The following is a 15,330-nucleotide window of genomic DNA, read 5'->3' as shown; positions in this document are numbered from 1 at the left end:
TGCCGATGATCTGCAGCTCCGGCGCCAGGCAGCCCTCGCCGGCGAGATGAAACAGCGCCGGGATCAGCTTGCGTCGGGTCAGGTCGCCACTGGCACCGAAGATCACCAGGACGCTGGGCTCGGCCTGGGGCAGCTCGGCGCGTGGGAGCTCGACACGGGTGGTGAGATCGATATCGGCCGGCATCGGGGGTCCTCGGGGTCGGGGTTGGGAATCTGATCCGTTTGTCCCTTTGAGACCCGAGCGGCGCGCGTTTTCTTGCAGTGCTCGCGCCCGCCTCAGCGCCTGGCCCCGGCATCAGCGAGCAGCAGGCGCGCGTTGGTGACCGCCGGATCTTGGTTGTCATCGGGACCGTTCATGTAGAGCACTGATGCGGCCAGGTAGCGCCGACGCCAGTGCTCGGGCATGGCCGCGGCATTGCGGAACGCCGCCTCGGTGAACTTGTAGTCATGAGCGCCCTGATTGCGCTCGACCGTGTAATGCCGCGCACGGCGCATGAACGCCTGCTCGCAGCCGCCGGCCTCGAGATAGCCCAGCGCCTTGGGCACGGCCTCGCGGCGCGATGCGGACAGAGCGGCAAAGACCGCCTCGAGCGCTTCGGCGGAATCGGCGGCGGCGCCGGCCATGGGTGACGCCGGCTCCAGGCGGCTGAGCTGCGGCGCATCGCCGTCACCACCGATCAGATCACGGAATAGCGGCAGGAAGCTGGCCGCCTGCAGGAGCAGCAGCGTGCGGGTGTCGCTGTCAGCTGCCCGTCTGGCGCCCAAGAAGAGCGCATCACTGGTGGTGTTGGCATGCACCGCGAGGATTCCCGGATCGCGCAGCATCAGCTCGCCGGCGGCTGCGAACACGACAGTCCAGAGCCTGGTCTCGGGGACTCCCAGAGCGAGTGTCGCCGCGAGCGCGCCGCCGGCGTCATCGGCCGAGCCTTCGCGCAGCACCGCGAGCAGGTCGTGCGATAGCGCCGCGTTGTTGGCGTCGGTCGCCTCGGCGTCAGGCGTCATTGGCCGCTCAAACCGCTTGATCCGCTCTTGGTTGTTGCGCCAGGGCGCATCAGCCGCGAGCGCCGTGGTCGCCGGATTGGGCTCGCCCCGGTGATTCTGCAGCGCCAGTACCAGCGAGCGCAGCATTGGCTCGGCCCGCGCGCGCGACACCATTGGCAGCAGCCGCGCGCAGTTCGCCACCGTGATCGCCTTGTGACCAATCGCGCGAAAATCGCGCGCCCCGTAGCGCCAAAGCCCCTCCAGGACCTGCTCCGGCGCGCGCTGCTGTAGCAAGATTAGGAGCGCGTCGTCAGCGGCCTCAGCGTCCCATTGGTCAAGTGCCTGGTGCAGCGCCCGTTCCGGATGCTGTCGTACCGAGCGGCCGATCCGGCTGGACTCGCGCGCTGCAGAGGCGCCGGGCAACACCCAGCCGCCTCGGGACTGTTCCTGGGCTTGAGCGCCCTTGAAGGCGTCAGCCGCCCAGAGGATCGGTAGCCAGGCCTCCTCGGAGGGGCTGTGTCTGGTCGTTCTGTCGACCGCATGCAGGACCATGAAAGCGTGATATTTGAAGCCAACGTGCGGATAGGGTCGGACCTGGCGCGCTGCGGCGTCAGCAAGGGCACCCAGCAGCTCGGGATAGGTCAGCCCAGCCACGATCCGTGTCACCAGCGCTTCGAGTAAGGTCTCGCGCTCAGTCTCGATCAGCAGGTCGAGCAGTTCAGGCGCCGTCCCCTCCTCGGGGCGCGCGACCGTGAGCGCCGGCGGCCACCCAGGCATCGCCGCGGCCGCTGCAAGCAAAAAGCGGCGGCGCGTGATGGGTAGCGATTGCCCCGTATCGCCAGCCGCCCTGCGGGTCTCATCCAACGCGGCTCTCGGCTGCATCATCACGTCGCCGCTAGCCATCCTGGCGCACGCCTTCGATCGACAGGATGATCTCGACCACCTGCGAAGCGGGACCCAGGTCATAGTCGATGCCGAACTCCTTCAACGCAAAGCGGGTCGAGCCCTGAAAGCCGCGACGGAAGCCGCCCCAGGGGTCGGGTCCGGCACCGATCTGCTCCACCTCGAGAGTGATCGGCTGAGTGACACCATGGAAGCTGAAGTCGCCCGTCACGGTGCCAGTGCCATCCTCGTCGAGATCGACGGCGGTGCTCTTGAAGGTTGCCTGCGGATAGCGCTCGACATCCAGGAAGTCGTCTCCGCGCAGGTGCTTGTCACGCTCGGCATGATTGGAGTCCAGGCTTGCGGTCTCGATCTCAACCTCGATGCTGGCGTTGTCGGGGTCCTCGGGGTCATAGCTGAAGGCGCCGCCGAAGTCGTTGAAGCGCCCGTAGAGCCAGCTGTAGCCAAGATGCTGGATGCGGAACTGGACGAACGCATGCCCGCCCTCGGTATCGATCACGTACGCCTCGACCTCGGCGGCGGCGATCGCGGGCAGCCACAGCGCCGCGGTCAGGCTCAGGGCGGTCAGGGTCTTTGGCATGGGCATGGGCATGGTCAGTCTCCGGTGGGTCATGGGTTAGGCGAATCATTGGTTGGCGAGGACAGGCGTGGTCGCAACCGATCGGTTTGGCGGTGCATCAGCGCGCCTTGGACGCTGATCCTCGTCCCAGCATGCGCAGCAGGGTGCGATCCCGATCGATCAGGTGATGCTTGAGCGCGGCCAGGGCGTGGATACCAGCTAGGGACACCAGCGAGATGGCCAGGATCAGGTGGACCTCGCCGGCGACGTCGGCCTGATCCGGCAGGTCGGTGATCAGGGCCGGCACGCTGAACAGACCAAAGACATCGATCGGACGCCCATCGGCGGTCGAGATCAGATAGCCGCTCAGCATCACCGCGAACAGCAACGCGTAGAGCAGCGCATGGGTGACACGGGCAATCCGCCGTTCCCACAGCGAGTGCGTTGCCAAGGGCGCCGGCCGCGGGCCGAGCAAACGCCAGCCCAGACGCAGCGTCACGGTGAGGAACAGCAGTACGCCGACACCTTTGTGGATCGCCGGGGCGCGGCGGTACCAGTCGTCGTAATAGGTCAGCTCGACCATCCACAGCCCGAGACCGAAGAGACCGACCACGACAAGCGCGACCAGCCAATGCAAGATCACGGCAACGAGGCCGTAGGTGTCGTGGCGATTGCGCAGCATGGCTTAGGTCAGTGTGCACTCTCGGTCAGCAGGCGACGTTGATGGCGAAAGAAGGCCGCCACGGGGACGGTCCTAACGGGTGATCTGCAGCGAACCTTCGCAGCCATCCACCTCATCCCTCATGACGCCACCCCAAAACGACGTGATCACCATGCAAGAGACCCACGACAGTGCCGTTTCATTTCTCAGCCGTTTCCGCGGAAGCTTTACCTCCACACTGCGCTGGCACCAGCTCGATCAGTTGTGGACCAGCCTGCGCCGTGATGCCGCGGCCGGCTGGTATCTCTATGACCTCGATGAGGCGCCACCGGCTGAGCCAGCCGAGGCGGCTGCGGTCGAATCATTCATCACTAACCTCGATGCGCTACTGCATCGTGAGCACCGGGAGGACTATTGCGGCATCGTCTATGCTGACGATCTCGAGACCCCGACCTTCATCAAGGTCTACCACCCGCGACGGCTCGGTGTCGTCTGTGGCTTCAGCGATCAGCCACCCGTGCCAGGCTGGATCATCAGCTTGATGCCGCCGCTCGATCTCCACGCGGCGCTCGACGCTCCGTCCCCACGGCCGACCTGGCTGGGGCGATTACTGGGCTCAAGCCTCACCGGGTGAGATCAATGCGAACCTTAAAACGATGGCAACTCGCCACAGGGTTGTTGCTCGTAGCCAGCCTGGGCGCGGGGAGCAGCATCGCTGCCAGCACCTGCGAGGCACCGGTTGCGGTACAGGTGCTCGGCTCCGGCGGTCCGGAGGCCCAGCAGGAGCGCGCCAGCGCGGGCTATCTGCTGTGGCTGGAGGGCAAGGCGCGGGTGCTGGTCGACCTCGGTGGCGGCAGTTTCGCGCGCTATGGGGCCAGCAGTGCGCGCTTCGCGGACCTCGATCTGATCGCACTCACGCATCTGCACGCCGACCATGCGACCGACCTGCCGGCGCTGCTGAAGAGCGGCTATTTCAGCCCGCGCAGCCGGGCGTTGCCGATTGCCGGCCCAACCGGCGGCGGGGACTACCCGGATCTCGAGAGCTATCTGCAGGGGTTACTTGCTGCGCAGACCGGGGCGTTCGGCTACCTCGCCGGTTATCTCGATGGCAGCGATGGGCTGGTCAGGCTGGAGCGCCACACGCTGGAGGCGGACAGCCAGGAGCCGATCCCCGTGTTGGAGACGGATGACTATCGGGTCAGTGCCATCGGCGTCACCCATGGCCCGGTCCCGGCGCTGGCCTATCGCATCGACGTGGGTGATCAGCGCATCGTCTTCAGCGGGGATCTGAATGGCGATGATCCCTGGTTTGTCGACTTTGCGCGCGATGCCGATCTATTGATCATGGACCATGCCGTGCCCGAGCAGGCGGGAGCGATCGCCGCACGGCTGCATGCCCTGCCCTCGGAGATCGCTGAGATCGCCAAGACGGCCGGGGTCAAGCATCTGGTGCTGAGCCATCTGATGCGCCGCTCGGAGCGGGCCTTGGATGACAGTCTGGCGCGGATTCGCGCTGTCTATCCGGGCGCGCTGAGCGTCGCCTCGGATCTGGACTGCTTCGGGCTCGAGCCGCGGGGCCGGTGATGCGAGGACAGGGCTCAGTCCCGTGTCCAGAATGGCGTCTAGGTTGCCGAAAGCAGTCTCGACGAACAGCCTTGTTAAACCTCCAAGCGCGGTCCCTGATCGGCGACAAAGGCGCAGCCGCCCTGCCCAATGCGGATCTCGCCGGCCGTTTCGGTCAATCCCTCGGCGTCGACCCAGGCGTCCATCTGCTCGAGCAGGCGCTGCAGGCGCAGTCCAAGCTCGGTGCGGCGGGCGTACGCAAAGCCGGTGACGCGCCAACTCAGCAGGGCGTGCGGTCGACCGGCATGCCCGAGCCCGGCCATGCGCTGGACCAGCTGCTCGACCAGTGCCTCGTCACCGAGTCGCTCGCGCAGCGCATTCACCACCGAGCGATCATCCCAGTCGGCCGCCGTCGTCGGCAGCTGATGACGGAGCTCTGCGCCGATGAATCGGTACAGTGGCTCGCCAACCACCTGGCCGGTGAGCAGATCCTCGCGGGCCATCTGCCGATAGTCCGGGGTTGGGTCGGAGCCGGTGCGTCGCGCCAGCTGCTCGAGGGCCATCGCTTCGGCGCGATGGCCACTGGGCGCGAACCCGCAGAGCAGATGATCCAGGGCATCATGGACCAAGACCGAGGTCGGAATGGTGCCGCTGGCATCGCTGGTCGCGGCGATGATCTCGGGGTCATCCAGGTTGGCATCGAGCTTCCAGCCACGAGCCCCAAAGCCATCGGGCCAAGTCGCGCGATAGCTCGCCGGGATGCTGACGCAGCGGCCTCGTAACCGCAGGGAGGAGCCCGGCAGAAGCCTCAATTCGCGGAATGGGTAAGAGTCGGTGGTCGCCATCATGGCCAGTGGGACCGTTCACTCCCGTGTGATATTTCAGTGCAACCGATGCAACGCCGTCATCATGGCCCCTTTAACCTCGCGAAACCGGGGGGATTGCACTCAAGGGCGCCCGCTCGTCGAATCCGATGGCGACATCCATGAGTCGGGCTGAAAGAGCCAGTCGCCTCAGCGGGTCTTAGCCAATGACGGGATGATGGGAGGCAAGCGCACTGCTCGCCCTGCCACCCCGTCCTGATCAAGCCTGATCAAGCCGTTTCACTCAGCAAGACCTTTCAGCAGGAGATCACTCATGAACAACGCAATGACCCGTGCGCTTCGCACCGCTGTGCCGCCGCTGATCGGCCTCCTCGGCGTCCTCGCTGGGGGCGTCGCCCAGGCGGAGACCATCACCGGCAAGATCAACGGCCATGGCTGCGCCCACGGCGGCCATACCTGCCCGGCCAACAAGCTCGACCCGCATCTTGCTTTTGAGCCGACGTTCGTGTTGCAGCAGCCCGATGGTGAGTACTTCTTCCTTTCTAATCTGCCGCGTGATGTCAAGGTCCGCCATGTGCTTGAAGAGGCGCGTGCGACCGGAACCGTCGACGACAAGTACAACACCATGGTCGTCGACGCCTTCATGGTGAAAACGGCTGATGGCTTCGAGACCGTTTGGACCCAGCAGGCGCATGAAGACATGCACGAATACGTCTACGAGGATGGCTGGTTCCAGTTCAGCGGCGAGGTGCAATAGCCGCTTGCACGCCGAGACCCGGTCAGCGGAAATGGCCGGGCATCGGAGTCCAGCCACGCGCTGCGGGAGTGCCTGCAGCGCCCGATTGGTACCCGCAGCAGCGCCTCGCTGCAAGGATTCCTAGATGCTGTCTCCAACCGACGCGTTCGATTCTGCCCCACCTATGGCACTGAGCCGCCGCCGGCTGCTTGCGTGCCTCGCAGCGCTGCCTCTCTTGGCTGTGACAGTACCCTCTGCCGCCGTCGGCCGCGGACTGCAGCGGTTGCATCCGAGGCCGAGCGCCCCGGCGCTGCGGCTCACCGCGCTCGATGGGGAGACCTACGATCTCAGCGCCCAGCGGGGGCGCGTCGTCGTGGTCAACTTCTGGTCCGTCTACTGCCGCGCCTGCAAGGCCGAGATGCCGGCCTTGGATGCCCTCGCGCGCCAGCATCCCGAGGTCGCTGTCTGGGGGGTGGCCGCAGGCGACAGCCCGGAAACGGTGGCCACCTTCGCCGAAACGGTCGCTGTCGGCTTTCCCTTGCTGCCCGACCCGCGGATGCACGCGGCATCGGCCTGGTCGGTACCGGTGCTGCCGGTGACCGATGTGATCGATCCGCAGGGCCGGATCGCGCTACGGATGATCGGCGAGGCGCACTGGGATCAGCCGCCACTGCGCGATCAGGTGCTGGCGTTGGTGGCGGGTTAACGAATCGAGAAGTCTTCCCGCTGCCATTCCAGCCGTTCACCACAGCGGCGGCGTAACCGCACCCACGGCGACGTTGCGTTGAGGCCAATCAACCTCGAGCCACTGACGCGACGACTCGCTTCGTGACCACCACCCGATCACCAGAGGCTAAGATGCAAAAGCGATCGCTTCCCCTCATCACACTGCTCTCCTCCTCGCTGCTCTTGGCGTCAGCTGCGCAAGCCGAGACCGCGACCGACGCGCCCCTGCCGAGCTATCAACAGGCACTGGACGCCTTTCAGGCGGAACGCGCCAAGACCGGCGGACCCAAGCTCGATGCGGCCGATCGGGCCATCATGCAACGCGCCGCGGAGGATCTGGCGACTGCAATGCCAGAGCCAGGACTGGCGGTCGGCGCTCAGGCGCCCGACTTCAGCCTGCCGAACGCCTTCGGTGAGCACGTGCGGCTCGCCGATCTGCTCGCCGAAGGGCCGGTGGTGCTGACCTTCTACCGCGGTGCCTGGTGTCCCTACTGCAATCTGCAGCTGCGTGCCTTGCAGCAATCCCTGCCCGAGATCGAGGCCCGCGGCGCGCAGCTCGTCGCGGTCACGCCGCAATTGCCGGACAAATCCCGTGAGCAGGTCGAGGACGACGGCTATGCGTTCGAGGTGTTGAGCGACCTGGATGATCGGGTGATGCAAGCCTATGACCTCTACTTCGAGGTCCCTGCCGATCTGGATGCCGTCTACCGTGAGCGTCTCGGCTTGGATCTGACCGAGTACAACGGCCCCGATCGGCGGGTGTTGCCGGTGCCGGCAACCTTCGTGATCGATGGTGACGGCGTGATTCGCGCTGCGTTTGCCGACGTCGATTATCGCCAGCGTATGGAGCCGGCCGCGATCATTGCGGCGTTGGATCAGGTCGGCGATTAGCGGCGGAGGCGAGCGCTCCATCCCGTCGCAGATGGGAGTAATGGGAGCCAGATCGCGCGGCATTGAGGTGCAACTCCGGACGACTTACGGGCAGACACACCAGACCGGCAACGACCTTGTTGTCTGTCAGCCCAGTGGGGTTGAATGCAGCAGCGCATTCAGCCACTGCTCGGCCTCGCGCCAGGAGCATCGATCAGCCGTAGTCATCGCTGCGAAGACCCTCTACAAGGAGGGACGTCTAGGCGTGAACACGCGTTGGTGGTCGTCGGCGGCTGCGATTCCTGCGGTCGGGCTATCGGCTGCCGGAGCGAACCGCCCTCGCTGGCCGTCGGCTCAGCCGTCCTTGGCCGCGCTCGATTAGGATACGTCATCGGTCCAATGGCAATCCGACCTCAGCCGCGAAGGCCAGACCAACAATGCAGGCCAGGCCTTCATGCTCGAATCAGCACCTGCCGCGGCCCGCTGCAACGCCTGCGGCAGAGCAGCCTCGATCTCACCCGGCGGGACTCCCAACCCCTCTATCAGCAACTCCCTCAGCTCCTGCGGCAGTGCGGCGCGCCCTTCGGTATCCCAAACGACCAGTAGATCGCTGCCCCCGCAGGTGAGCGCAGCGCCGTTGACTCTGCTCGCCCAACCGGTACTGTCGGGAAATCGCAGGCGCAAATTGCCGGCGTCCAACAACCGCTCGGAGATGATCAGGCCCTGCTCGAAGCCGATCTCGCGGGCCTTCTCTGCTACCGTGTCGAAGTGCTCGGCGAGGGCTTGACGCCCGGCAGGTACCGGCCAGTCGTGTAGCCGCCATCCCATCACCGAAAGCACCAGCGCAGCGGCGATGAGCGCCGTGGCGATATAGGCGCGCACCCGCACGCGCGTCAGGGCGGAGGTCGCCATGGTGCCGAAGACATAGATTGGTGCCACCAGCACCAGAGGCAACATCCAGCGTGCCTTGAAGTGGGAGGCTCCGAGCAGCAGCAAAACCGCCAGCAACAGCAGCAGCGCGCCTAGATAGCGGCGCAGGGGAAAACCCAGGTCCGAGTCCTGCGGCATGGCAATGGCGCGCAGGAAGTCGAGCCGGAACACCAGCAGCATGATCACCCACCAGGGGGCCAGAAAGTCCACCATGGCCACCAACGTACTGCCGAGCCCCGACACCAGCCAAGTGCGCTGGCCAAAATCGAGCTTATGCGGAAGAGCGGCAATCAGCCCCGGGTCGCCCATCAGCCAAACCAGATGTGGTGCCACCAGCGCCGACGCAACCAGCAGTGTCAGCAGCAGCCGCGGATCGAACAACAGCGCGCGCCCGCGCCGCACCGTGAGCAGCGTCAACAGCACGGCGCCGGCGAACAGCACATAGTTGTACTTCGACAGAAGCCCCAGCCCCAGCAGCACGCCGAGCAGCAGGTAGCCGGCCGTGCTCGGGCGCGCGTACCAGCGCAGCAGCGCATAAAAGCTGGCGGCGGCCACGGTCGTCACCATCACCGAATGGCTGAGGTCGCGCTGCGCCTCCCAAGCCAACTGCGCGATCAGCAGCAGCGACAGCGTCGCTAGGATCGCGCGCATCGGTTCATGCAGCAGCCGACGGGCGGCTAAGAACGTAAAGAGATAGGTGGTGAAGAGCAGCGCGTTCTTCAGCACGCTGAGCGCGGCGAGATCCAGGCCCAGCACGCGGAATGCGACCGCCTGCAGCCAAACGTAGAGCGGCGGCTGGTTGTTATAGCCGATAAGCCACCACTGGCCGACGACGGCAAGCTCGCTTTCATCGAGCTCCAGCGCCGCCGCTCCGGTGGCGCGAATCAGCGCCTGCAGCGAAAAGTATAAGAACAGTCCGAAGATCAGCCAACGCTCGGCGGACGCCAGCGGCTGCTCGTGCAACGCAACGCGGACCGCAGGGGCGCTTGCCGTCGGCGCTCCGGACTCGCCGTTGGCGCAAATCGGATCACCCTCGCGGCGACGATGCGCGCGCTCCGGAGGGGGTATTTCTCGGGAATCCACAACCACTTGATCGACCTGAGAGGAATTGAACAATATCGCAGCGCCGGCGTCGGCCTGCAGTTATGACGAGCGACGAAAGCCCGGCTTGGATAGATAGCGAATAACGGCAAGGGAGGAGTCTTGCCCCGGCATCGACGCGACTCGGCCGAGGGCCCCGTTGCCCGCGTGCTCCAAGGCCACATCGTTGCGGAACGCGCGATGTTACAACGCAAGTGTGCCGGGTTCTAGGCAGACCTCGCGAAGGATAGGAAATCCAACCGCCCATGCGCGCCCGGCCAACGAGCCTTGGTAACTTTCACCCTATTAAGAGCAGCGAACCACCATGAACCCAAAGGATCTCGAGCGCGCCCGCAACGCCTGGACCTGGAGATCTTCGCCCAGCTGACGGGATCGAGGCCGATCATGCGGTACGCATCTCTTCGCCTGCCGAATCCGGCAGCCGCGGCTGGGGCTTCGCCTCGCCGGATAGCGACTACGATGTGCGCTTCCTCTGAGGGCTCGTCTTCAGTCAGCGCCGACCAAGCAGAAGTGTTCGGCCCGCAGCTGTTCAGCGCCGGGGCTCAGACTGCAGTCGAATCTGAACGCTGTAGCCATCGCTTGGGAGGCGGAGGCTGAGGTGTTGATCGAGACGCTCGCCGAGGACCCGGCTGTGTACTGGCAAACGCGCGCTGAGCTGGTCTGGAACTGAATCTCGTCGAGTCGTGCGCCATCCCGACGCACCCTTGAAGATCAAGCGACCCGATGCGGTCCGCAGCGGCGCTCGATGAACAGACTGTTGCCCGCTTGCTGCTTGGCCATGTGCTTTGCATCGGCGGCCATGGTCGCGACATCGTGGAAGGAGTCACAGCAGTCTGGATCGGGTCGCACCGCGCCCAGCGAGAGACTGAGAAAGGGAAAGAACACCCGAGTGCCCTGGCGATCCTCACCCCAGAGGCCGCCGTTCTCACGGTCGGTTGCGTTGTAGAAGCTCGGCGCCTGCGCCTCAAAGGTCGCGAGGATGCGCCGGCACCGCATCTCCCAGTCGTCATCCTCGAACAGGATCACGAAATCATCGCCACCGACATGGCCGACGAAATCGCCCAGCGTGCCACATTCGCTCAGTAAGAGCGTCGCCACCGCGACGATCACCTCGTCCCCCTTGCTGTAGCCATAGGCGTCGTTGAACGGCTTGAAGTGGTCCAGATCCACGTAGACGACCACGAACGCACGCCCCTTGCGCAACATCTCGTTGATTCGCTGATTGATCGGGACGTTGCCCGGCAGGCCGCTCAACGGATTGGCATGGCGCGCCGTTTGCAGTTGCAAGGCGGTGATCTCGCGCAGCAGATCGACCATATAGCCGACCCCTAGGTAGCGACCGTTGCGCGTGATCAGGAAGTCGGTCTGGGCATGGCTCTGGTTGTCGTCAGTGAGCTTCTGACTGACCTCATTGATGGGGGTGTCGTGCTCGACCATCACCGGCCTGGCATCCATGAATAACCGGATCGGTTTGCGGCCGTGTAGATCGCGTCCGTAGCGGCTGAGGAAAAGATTCATAAAGTCCATTCGCCGCACAAGGCCAAGGGGTTTGCCCTTTTCCACCACCGGCAGGGTCTGCAGTTGGCGCGCAGCATGAAAGACCTCGCCGACCTCCTCGACGCTATAGTCCGCGCACACGGGTGGGATCTCGGTTGCGAGTCCGGCGACCGTCGCCGTCTGCGCGTCACCCAGGCCGCCATCGGAGTCTGCAGCGCCGCAAAACAGCTTTTTGCGCAGCCGTTTCCTCGGCGCTGGATCAAGCGCGCCGATCGAGTGGCCCTGCAGAAGCGGGATACCGAGCGCCTCGGCGGCGCGCAGATCCTGCTCGGTGTCAATCCCGGTGGCGACGACCAGCGCATTGAAACGCCGGGCCACATCCAGGGTAGCGCGCACGAAATCAAGGTTGGGCACCGGTGATCGCAGGATCTCGATCTGGCCGCGGCCCAATTCGATGTAGTCTGGGCGCAGTGCCTGCACGGCGAGGAGCCCGCCATGAGTATCGCCGAAGCCGCACAGCATCATCTGGATGCCGAGCGCCCGGAGATCGGCAAACAATCGACTCAATGCTTTCAGACTGGACTGGTGGGCGCGATGCTCGGAAAGCCCCAGCACGAGCCTGTCCGGCTCCAACCCCGCCTGTGTCAAGATGTCCTGCAGCCGATCAGCGCAAAAGCCGGGGTCGTAGAGCGCCGCGCGTCTGACCCGATAGAACAGTTTGCCGCCGAGTCCTTGCGCCTGGAATTGTGTGGCAAGGCTGTTGAGGGCCGCCAGCGTCAGTTCTGCCGAGCGCCCACAGTGCTCGGCCACGCCAAACAGCGTCAAGGGTAGGCGCAGTGGGCTGTCAGCGGGTCCGCTGACCTGGCCGCGGTAGCCATGCGGGTCACGCAGTCGCAGCTCGGCAATCGGCGCGAAGGCGGGCGCCAGGGATTGCCGCGCTAAGATTCGATCCAGATCCTGCACGGAGGCGTCATCGATCGAATCGCCCGTGCTCGGATCATCGCAGCGCGCAGGGCCAAGCGAAGTTTGAATCATGCTCTGTTCTGCCTCAGCTGATGGGCTGGCTCGCTGGTCGGGTCTTGGGATCGCTGTCGGGCCGCTCGCTCGATGAGCGCCTCGAGGTCATCGAAAGGCATGGGACGTGCGAGCAAGTAGCCCTGCAGGAGATCACAGCCTTCGCTGGTAAGGAAGGCGCGCTGTTCGTTTGTTTCGACGCCCTCGGCGATCACGGTTAATGAGAGGGTTTTAGCCATCGTGATCGCTGCGCGCAGGATCGCCAGATCCCTGGCATCGCTGACGACATCGGCAATCAGCGAGCCATCCAGCTTCAAGGCGTCGAGCGGAAGCCGTTTGAGATAACTCAGCGAGGAGTAGCCGGTGCCAAAATCATCAAGCTCGATACCGATGCCCTGTTCGCGCAACTGCCCGAGAATCTCGATGGCATGATCCATGTCGTGAAAGAGGCTGCTTTCGGTGAGCTCGAGCTTGAGACCTTGTGCCGGTGCTGCATGGGATGTCAGTGCCTGCTCGACCTTGCTCAGAAAGGCTGGATCCGCAAACTGACGCGGACTGATGTTGACCGAGAGCGAGCACTGATCATCGTGCAAGCCAGACCGCTGGATCTGGCGCAGATGCCGACAGGCGGTGTTCAACACCCAGTCGCCAATGGATAGGATCAGCCCGGTTTCCTCGGCGAGGGAGATAAAGTCACCCGGAGCGACCAGCCCCCGGGAGGGGCTTCGCCAGCGCAGCAGGGCCTCGGCACCGTGCAGCGACCCATCCGGTCGGAACTGGGGCTGGTAATACAGCATCAGCTCGCCTTGCTGGATCGCATTCGCCAGCTCCTGGACGAGCGAGGTTCGTGAGTGCATCTGCGCTTCGCGCTGTTCACTGAACAGGCAGACGCGGTTGCGTCCGCCTTCCTTGGCCTCGAACATGCCAATATCGGCGCGGCGCAGGAGTTCATCAGCGCCGAGCGATAGGTCATGGAACAGGCTCACGCCGATACTGACGCTGGTCTGATACGGGCATCCTCGATCCATCAATCGATACGGCTGATGCAGGGCCTGTTGAATCGCCGTGGCCAGTTGGATCGCCTTCTGTTGCGCCTGACCCGGGTCTCGGCCCAAGGCTTCCAAAATGACCACGAATTCGTCGCCGCCGAGCCGGGCGACGGTATCCGAGGCGCGGACCTCTTTGCTCACACGGCGCCCGACCTCAACGAGGAGCGCATCGCCCACATCATGGCCTTGGGTGTCGTTCAAGGTCTTGAAGTTGTCCAGATCCATCATGAGCAGGGCGCCATGGCGCTGGCTGCGTTGCGAGGTGGCCAGGGCATGTTCCAGACGATCACGGAGTAGGCGGCGATTGGCGAGCCCAGTCAGCGGGTCATAGAGCGCGAGCTCCCTGATCTGTTCCTCCGAGCGTTTACGATCGGTAATTTCCCACAGATAGCCGTGCCAAAGGGTGGCGCCATCGGCCAGGCGCTCGGGGGTCGCGTTGCCCTCGAGCCAGATCTCGCCGCGATCGGGATGCTGGACTCGGTATTGATCGTTCCAGACGTGCAACGCCCGCGCCGAGGCATAGATGCCGTTGGTATGGCGCTCGATATCCTCATGGTGGATGCGGGTCAGCGCGGGTGCCGCGTCTTCATGCACCTGCTCCGGCCAGAGCCCATAGAGGTCGACGAAGCCCTGACTGACGTAGGGAAAACGCATACGGCCCTCCGGGCGCAGCTCGAATTGAAAGATGAAGCCGGGGATGTGCTCGGAGAGCTTTTGCAGCCGGGTCGACAGTTCAAACCGCTCGGTACGATCTTGCAGCGTGCCGGACAGGCTGATCAGCGCCCCCTTGGGATCATGGCGGGCAACTACGAACTGATCAATGACGCGTTCCTGCCCATCGGGACGTTGGATGCGGTATTGGAGCTCAAGCCGGCCCGCATTGGCCTGGACGCTTGCCTGAGCCAAGTGGGCTTTCCAACGCGCGCGATCGTCGGGCCGCACCCGGCGCTCGAGTGTCTCGAGACTGGGCTCAACGCTATCGGCGGTGATGCCGAGGATCTCGCGGGTCTGCTCGGAGCAGCTCAGCTGCTGGGTCCGGACATCCCACTGCCAATCCCCAACCGCGGCCAGTTCCTGTGCCGAGACCAGGCGAGCGCGCGTTTCCTCGTACTCTGTAATGGCCCCTTGGAGCGAGCCAATCGATTCGGTGACGCGTTTTTCCAGCGGACGAAAGATCAGGATGAGCTCGAGCAGGAGTGTCAGCAGCGCCGCCAGCCAGATACCCAGCTCGAACCGTTCGATGCGCAGGATCGACTCCCGTCCGATGCGTTGGTATTCGTCAACCGCCGCATCCAACATCGGCTCGAGGGCATAAGGTCCGTACACATTGAGGAAGATGTAGGCGGCGCTGTTTGCGGTTAAGTCTTCCATCTCGGTCGCGTAGACCCGGCGAGCGCGCTCGAGGAAGCTGTCCAAGGCCTTATCGACGCCAACCATCGGATCGTCGTAGATCGTGGTCAGCGTCGGGCTGGTGATCTTGGGAATCCCCGCGTCCGGGGAGCCTTCGCGCAGCAAGCGATGGTTATCTTCAATGCGATTGATCGTCCGCCCGACCTGCGCCCGCGCCTGGTCGAAGTCCGCTTGATGCTCGGTCGTCGCCATCTGGCTGGCGAAGTAAGCAAGACGGTTGACGAGGCCTCGTTGTTCGCCGGCGAGATTGACGATCTGTGCGAAGTTTCGCTGCTTGGACACCACATGCTGCATGGTCACGAACGAGGTCGTGACCAGGAGCGCAATCGCACTGAGCCCGATCAGGTATCGCACCCGCAGGCTGCGCGCTGTTGTCAGCTTGATCACCAAATCAACCTTCTTCAAGAGATTCTCAGGCCGCTTGCGGGGTCTGTACCGGTGGTCGGGAAAGTAGACGATTCAACGTGTCGGTCAAGTGAACAATGTATGACGAGGCGCCATGGAGG

The 15,330-nt window shown here is 64.4% G+C and carries 13 protein-coding genes and 1 pseudogene; 6 read left to right on the top strand and 8 right to left on the bottom strand.

Going from position 1 to position 15,330, the window contains the following annotated elements; all coding sequences use genetic code 11:
* The 4 genes and pseudogenes from CCR82_RS02150 to CCR82_RS02135 all read right to left on the bottom strand — a co-directional run.
* Nucleotides 1-184, bottom strand: a pseudogene (locus CCR82_RS02150) (glucose-6-phosphate dehydrogenase); the annotation flags it as partial.
* A gap of 92 nt (nt 185-276) precedes the next feature.
* On the bottom strand, nt 277-1,866 hold the full coding sequence (locus CCR82_RS02145) for a hypothetical protein (RefSeq protein ID WP_201243715.1): 1,590 nt from the start codon (nt 1,864-1,866) through the stop codon (nt 277-279).
* Between the two features lie 10 nt (nt 1,867-1,876).
* On the bottom strand, nt 1,877-2,476 hold the full coding sequence (locus tag CCR82_RS02140) for a YceI family protein (RefSeq protein WP_242513183.1): 600 nt from the start codon (nt 2,474-2,476) through the stop codon (nt 1,877-1,879).
* Nucleotides 2,477-2,561: 85 nt separating this feature from the next.
* Complete coding sequence (locus tag CCR82_RS02135) at nt 2,562-3,125, bottom strand: cytochrome b (RefSeq protein ID WP_201243714.1); 564 nt, start codon at nt 3,123-3,125, stop codon at nt 2,562-2,564.
* Nucleotides 3,126-3,276: 151 nt separating this feature from the next.
* On the opposite strand from CCR82_RS02135, the gene CCR82_RS02130 reads away from it, so the two are divergent.
* Complete coding sequence (locus tag CCR82_RS02130) at nt 3,277-3,738, top strand: hypothetical protein (protein ID WP_242513182.1); 462 nt, start codon at nt 3,277-3,279, stop codon at nt 3,736-3,738.
* 5 nt (nt 3,739-3,743) lie between these two features.
* Nucleotides 3,744-4,688, top strand: a complete 945-nt coding sequence (locus CCR82_RS02125; RefSeq protein ID WP_201243713.1) for an MBL fold metallo-hydrolase — start codon at nt 3,744-3,746, stop codon at nt 4,686-4,688.
* Between the two features lie 74 nt (nt 4,689-4,762).
* Here CCR82_RS02125 and CCR82_RS02120 read toward each other — a convergent pair whose 3' ends face one another.
* Nucleotides 4,763-5,515, bottom strand: a complete 753-nt coding sequence (locus tag CCR82_RS02120; protein ID WP_201243712.1) for a hypothetical protein — start codon at nt 5,513-5,515, stop codon at nt 4,763-4,765.
* 289 nt (nt 5,516-5,804) lie between these two features.
* Between CCR82_RS02120 and CCR82_RS02115 the strand changes: the two genes are divergently transcribed.
* The 3 genes from CCR82_RS02115 to CCR82_RS02105 all read left to right on the top strand — a co-directional run bounded on the left by CCR82_RS02115 (nt 5,805) and on the right by CCR82_RS02105 (nt 7,844).
* Nucleotides 5,805-6,248 (top strand): hypothetical protein, encoded by a 444-nt coding sequence (locus CCR82_RS02115; protein ID WP_201243711.1) that lies wholly within the window; start codon nt 5,805-5,807, stop codon nt 6,246-6,248.
* 220 nt (nt 6,249-6,468) lie between these two features.
* Nucleotides 6,469-6,933: a redoxin domain-containing protein gene (locus tag CCR82_RS02110; protein ID WP_201243710.1), complete on the top strand. Its 465-nt coding sequence runs from the start codon at nt 6,469-6,471 to the stop codon at nt 6,931-6,933.
* Nucleotides 6,934-7,085: 152 nt separating this feature from the next.
* The gene (locus CCR82_RS02105; protein ID WP_201243709.1) at nt 7,086-7,844 is read left to right on the top strand and encodes a peroxiredoxin-like family protein; all 759 of its coding nucleotides are present in this window, start codon (nt 7,086-7,088) and stop codon (nt 7,842-7,844) included.
* A gap of 357 nt (nt 7,845-8,201) precedes the next feature.
* Here CCR82_RS02105 and CCR82_RS02100 read toward each other — a convergent pair whose 3' ends face one another.
* Nucleotides 8,202-9,836: a glycosyltransferase family 39 protein gene (locus CCR82_RS02100; protein WP_201243708.1), complete on the bottom strand. Its 1,635-nt coding sequence runs from the start codon at nt 9,834-9,836 to the stop codon at nt 8,202-8,204.
* Nucleotides 9,837-10,171: 335 nt separating this feature from the next.
* Between CCR82_RS02100 and CCR82_RS19040 the strand changes: the two genes are divergently transcribed.
* Nucleotides 10,172-10,330: a DNA polymerase beta superfamily protein gene (locus tag CCR82_RS19040; RefSeq protein WP_201243719.1), complete on the top strand. Its 159-nt coding sequence runs from the start codon at nt 10,172-10,174 to the stop codon at nt 10,328-10,330.
* Between the two features lie 235 nt (nt 10,331-10,565).
* Here CCR82_RS19040 and CCR82_RS02090 read toward each other — a convergent pair whose 3' ends face one another.
* Nucleotides 10,566-12,386 (bottom strand): EAL domain-containing protein, encoded by a 1,821-nt coding sequence (locus CCR82_RS02090; protein WP_201243707.1) that lies wholly within the window; start codon nt 12,384-12,386, stop codon nt 10,566-10,568.
* The gene (locus tag CCR82_RS02085; protein ID WP_201243706.1) at nt 12,383-15,229 is read right to left on the bottom strand and encodes an EAL domain-containing protein; all 2,847 of its coding nucleotides are present in this window, start codon (nt 15,227-15,229) and stop codon (nt 12,383-12,385) included. Before CCR82_RS02085 ends, CCR82_RS02090 begins: the two co-directional genes overlap by 4 nt.
* Nucleotides 15,230-15,330 lie beyond the last annotated feature (101 nt).

The sequence above is a fragment of the Halochromatium salexigens genome (genome assembly GCF_016653295.1).
GTDB classification, from domain to species: Bacteria; Pseudomonadota; Gammaproteobacteria; order Chromatiales; family Chromatiaceae; genus Lamprobacter; species Lamprobacter salexigens.
This window is presented reverse-complemented; position numbering and strand designations above follow the sequence as displayed.

What these genes read in the sequence shown, in the direction of transcription:
- CCR82_RS02135 (WP_201243714.1), bottom strand. Translation starts at nt 3,125, where the DNA reads ATGCTGCGCAATCGCCACGACACCTACGGCCTCGTTGCCGTGATCTTG.
- CCR82_RS02140 (WP_242513183.1), bottom strand. Translation starts at nt 2,476, where the DNA reads ATGCCCATGCCCATGCCAAAGACCCTGACCGCCCTGAGCCTGACCGCG.
- CCR82_RS02125 (WP_201243713.1), top strand. Translation starts at nt 3,744, where the DNA reads ATGCGAACCTTAAAACGATGGCAACTCGCCACAGGGTTGTTGCTCGTA.
- CCR82_RS02120 (WP_201243712.1), bottom strand. Translation starts at nt 5,515, where the DNA reads ATGATGGCGACCACCGACTCTTACCCATTCCGCGAATTGAGGCTTCTG.
- CCR82_RS02090 (WP_201243707.1), bottom strand. Translation starts at nt 12,386, where the DNA reads ATGATTCAAACTTCGCTTGGCCCTGCGCGCTGCGATGATCCGAGCACG.
- CCR82_RS02130 (WP_242513182.1), top strand. Translation starts at nt 3,277, where the DNA reads ATGCAAGAGACCCACGACAGTGCCGTTTCATTTCTCAGCCGTTTCCGC.
- CCR82_RS02145 (WP_201243715.1), bottom strand. Translation starts at nt 1,866, where the DNA reads ATGATGCAGCCGAGAGCCGCGTTGGATGAGACCCGCAGGGCGGCTGGC.
- CCR82_RS02115 (WP_201243711.1), top strand. Translation starts at nt 5,805, where the DNA reads ATGAACAACGCAATGACCCGTGCGCTTCGCACCGCTGTGCCGCCGCTG.
- CCR82_RS02105 (WP_201243709.1), top strand. Translation starts at nt 7,086, where the DNA reads ATGCAAAAGCGATCGCTTCCCCTCATCACACTGCTCTCCTCCTCGCTG.